Genomic DNA, 4233 nt, shown 5'->3' with positions numbered 1-4233 from the left:
TGACCAGACTTGCGCAGCCCGATGCAAGGCCCGCCCCACCGATCACCGCAGCGTTTTCACCAGCACCCGCGTGGGCACCAGCATGCCCCGCTGCACGCCCAGGCTGCCCAACCTGCTGCGGCCACTAAACCCACCAAGCCCACCAAAGCGTACAACCCCCGCCACCCCGAGCGCACCTTGCTGTACCGCACGATTGCTGAACACTTCGAGACCTGGCTTGAGCTCTCCAGCGCGGGCCAGTTTGACGGCCAGGGTGATCACCACACACCGCCCGCGTATGTGGAGAAGGCGTTTCGCAAATACCTCGAATGCGGCATCTTTGCCCACGGCTTTGCGCGGGTACGTTGCGAGGACTGCGGTGACGATTTTTTGGTCGCCTTCTCCTGTAAAGGCCGCGGCGTCTGCCCATCGTGCAACACCCGGCGCATGGCCGAGGCCGCAGCCCACCTGACGGACCATGTATTCCCCCGCCTGCCGGTGCGCCAGTGGGTGCTGCCGGTGCCCAAGCGCCTGCGCTACTACCTGCAGCGTGACAAGGGCGCACTCAATGCGGCGCTGCGTATCTTCCTGCGCGTGGTGCAGCAGAGTTTGCAGACCCATTGCCCAGGTGCAGCACAGTGTGACCTCGCCAGCCTGCACCTGGGCGCGGTCGCCTTCATCCACCGCTTTGGCTCCAGCCTGAACACGCATGTGCACTTTCATGTCTGCGTGGTCGATGGGGTGTTTGAGGAGTTGCCAGACGGCGTGATTTTTCACGCGGCAACTGGACTGGATGAGGCGGCAATTTCACTGGTGCAGGCCAACGTGCGCAAACGCATCCTGCGCGCCTTCGTGGCACGCGGCCACATTGAGGCCTGTGGCGCCAAAGACATGGCCGAGCGTGCAGCTTCCAGCAGCCACGGCGGTGGCTTCTCGGTCGATGCCGGGGTGCGTATCGAGGCAGCAGACCGTGCTGGGCTGGAGCGCCTGCTTCGCTACTGTGCCCGTCCGCCCTTTGCCATGGACCGTCTCAAACAGCGCGGCGCTGATCTGGTCTACCGCTGCGGCAAAGGCCACACAGAGCCACTGCTCTCAAGCAAGTATTCGGGTGAACTGGTGCTCACGCCCCTGGAGCTGATCAACCGCATTGCCCAACTGGTGCCGCCACCGCGCACCCACAGACACCGCTATTACGGCGTGCTGGCTCCGAATTCGCCACTGCGTGCTGCGGCGACGCAACAAGCGCAGGCCGCGCTGCCAGTGCCTGTGGCGCCAGCGCAAGTGGTCGTAAGCTGCCCCGTGGTTGTGCAGCCGGGCGCAGGCGCTCCAAACGAGCCGCAAGTCAAACCCAAACCGCGCCCACCATCGCACTACCTGTGGGCGGCACTGATCGCGCGTATCTACGAGGTGTTCCCGCTGCTGTGCCCAATGTGCGGGGGCCAGATGCGCATCATTGCTTTCATTACGTTCAGCGCCGATGTTCACAAGATTCTGGAGCACATCGGCGTCGAACCCGAAGCGCCGCGCATCACCCCGGCACGCGGGCCACCGCTGTGGGACGAGTGTGGTGCGCAGGAGACGGGGGAGGGTATTGAGGCTTTACCGGACTGGGATCTGGCAAACCAATCACCGCCCGACTATCCCGACGATCAACGATCAGCGCACGGACTGGTGAACCTGAAAAGGGGGGCGCGACGACTGCGCCGGGGTAGGGCTGTATCCGTGGGTAGCCCGATGCGTGGTTTGGGATGATGGGGTGCAGATTCTTGCGGATTCAGACGGGCAATTCAAGGGAAACCCGTTTTATCAGGGCGGTTTGGGGTGCGATACTTGGCCTTATGCGGTTGGAAGTCCTATCCGTTAAGTGCGTTCATAAAAGCTAGAGTGCGAGTAAGTACTGTGCTTGCGGCATCAAATCCACCCGAGGAATTGCTAAAGCGACCAAACTAATAGAAGCGTGTAATTTGGGAGCTTTGGTGACATGTCGCGTGCATGCTCTAGCTGTCTTTCAAAAGAAACTATTTACATGCACTTAATTTAAATGAGCAAAAAGGGAGCCTAAGTGAACGACTCAGAACTCAGAGACATTTTTGAAAAATGCGAACTTAAAGATGAGAAAAAAGATTACAGAAACTACAAACCGGGGACGGAGGCTTATAAATGCGGGCGGGAAGAAAGAGAAGGTAACAGCGTAAAGCAATTTGCTTGGGCAAAGAATTGTGCTTTGAATTTCGAAATCGATGATGCCATTAATCATGTACTTGATAGTTACCAGCGAGGCAGAGGTGTAGAGCCAAGCAAGGTAGCTGCCTTTGAATGGTTGAGAAAAGGTGCTGAGCAAGATGTCGAAACTTTGTACTTTGACCTTGCGATGGCATATCGCGATGGCGAGGGAACCAACAAGGATGTAGTCAAGTTTCGTTATTGGATGACTAAGGCGGCAGAAAATCCGAAGTATTTCTCGGAAGCCATGATTCAATTAGCAAAAGCTCATCGTGACCCCCTTTTGGGAAAAGTATCTGAAAAGAAGGCCTTTGAGTTGGTTGAGAAAATGGCGGATAAAAAGGTGCCAGATGCCATGATCGAAGTTGCGCTAGCGTTCAAAACTGGAAAAGTTGTAAAAAGGGATTTGAAGCAATTTTTAGAATTGGCACTCTCAGCCGAAAAGGCGGCACTTGCCGCAATGCCGCAAGAAGGGGTTCCATCAACTGAGGAGAATTATGCTTTTGAAGACTATCCACTCGCACTATCAACACTTGCTGACGCCTACGAACTAAATGGCGCGTCGACGCAAGCGGCAGCGACAGTAGTGTTGGCAGCCCAAGCTGCAGTTTCAGCCCTGGCGAAAGCCAAGGAAAAGCAGGCTGAAGTGTCGGGCAAAAAATTACCTGAAATCATCTGTGAGCATCTTGCAAGTTTTGGTGAAATGACATCAGGAATGACGCCGCACCATATCGACTATTTTGAGTGGCTTCAAAAAACAGACGGAGCCATTGATCAAACCGGTCTGATTGAGGATGAAAAAGTACCGCCGCAGGCGTTAGCTAAAGCGATATTCCAACTTTCGACTGCCTATAGAGTCGGGATCGGAACCGAGAAAAACCCGGAAAATTCTGGCAAATACCTTGAAAAATCAGCACAAGCTGGACATCCTGAGGCAATGTACGACTTGGCGATGGATGCGCGCAAGAAAGATGAGACTGTGTCTCTCGACTTTTCAATCTGGATAAATAGGGCGGTTAACGCTGGCAACAAGGACGCGCTGATCGCTAAAACACTCGATGAATGTCGTCTTGAAAAATCATTGTTTGAAAAGCTTTGCCTAACGCTCCAAAGTCTTCTGAAACAGGTTATTCAAATCAGAACGGATCGACATTCCATACCTGCTGTAGCCAAGTCGATTGCGCACTACACTGACAGTACCGCTTTGAAAAGCATGCTGTCTGCCGAAGAGGCGGATAAGAATTCGCTCCGGCTCTTTAATGTCGCTTACGTTAACGATCCAAGCGAAGGACAAAAATTAATCCGGCTCAAGTCTGAAAAGTTTAAAGGATCACTCAATCCACTCCAGCCCTTTTTCACGGAAGAACCCAACACTCCAATTAACCCTGAGACCCCAATAAACTTGCAGGCTCATGACTTTTGGACTTTTGTCGGATCCTTTTCACTGGTTCAAGATCGTCTCGATTTGTGGCGTGCCTATGGGCGAGACGGAAATGGATTCTGCGTTCTCACGCCAGTAACTGCCTTTCTGAAAAAGTCCGAAAAGGTATCGCCAGACAAAACGGAAGAAAATACTGAAAATCGTTCAGATGGGAGTCCGCTATATAAGGTTTGTTACGACGAGATAAGCGCCGAAACAACGCTACTGGAGCTGTCTGTTCCTTTGCAGGAATTGGACCTGGAATTAAAAAAGCCGAATTACAGAGATGAACACCGAACCGCAATACGCAGACTAGTTGTAACAATAATCAGCGAGCTCCTTTATCTTTATAAAGACAAAGAATATGCTACAGAGGAGGAGGTCCGCATGATAGTTGCTTTACCGTTCGACTCACCGCATCTCAAGCGCCAGCCGAAAGACCTCTATGAAAAGCTGTATATAGAAACAAAGGCTCTTCGTTAATTTCACTGTGATTTTTTCCTCACGCCCAACCCAAATCCAACTTACCGCAATGAAACAGAATTCTTGCCCGGTAGTTGGTGAAGCTGCGAAACCCACGGGCATTGGCCTTGATGAGCTGGATGGCGCTG

Annotated in this window: 2 protein-coding genes and 1 pseudogene; 2 read left to right on the top strand and 1 reads right to left on the bottom strand. The window is 53.2% G+C overall.

Translation table 11 applies throughout. The features are described 5' to 3' along the window. Positions 1 to 90 precede the first annotated feature (90 nt). Both ACESMT_RS21790 and ACESMT_RS21785 read left to right on the top strand, forming a co-directional pair. Positions 91 to 1654: pseudogene (locus ACESMT_RS21790) on the top strand (IS91 family transposase). Between the two features lie 387 nt (positions 1655 to 2041). Next, positions 2042 to 4105 (top strand): DUF2971 domain-containing protein, encoded by a 2064-nt coding sequence (locus tag ACESMT_RS21785; RefSeq protein ID WP_372828680.1) that lies wholly within the window; start codon positions 2042 to 2044, stop codon positions 4103 to 4105. 19 nt (positions 4106 to 4124) lie between these two features. Here ACESMT_RS21785 and ACESMT_RS21780 read toward each other — a convergent pair. Further along, positions 4125 to 4233: transposase (locus tag ACESMT_RS21780; RefSeq protein WP_372824689.1), on the bottom strand; the 109-nt coding region annotated here is incomplete at its 5' end.

Source organism: Polaromonas sp., from assembly GCF_041689105.1.
In the GTDB taxonomy this organism is placed as follows: Bacteria; Pseudomonadota; Gammaproteobacteria; order Burkholderiales; family Burkholderiaceae_C; genus Polaromonas.
The sequence above is the reverse complement of the archived record's forward strand: the minus strand, read 5'-3'. Positions and strand labels throughout refer to the sequence as shown.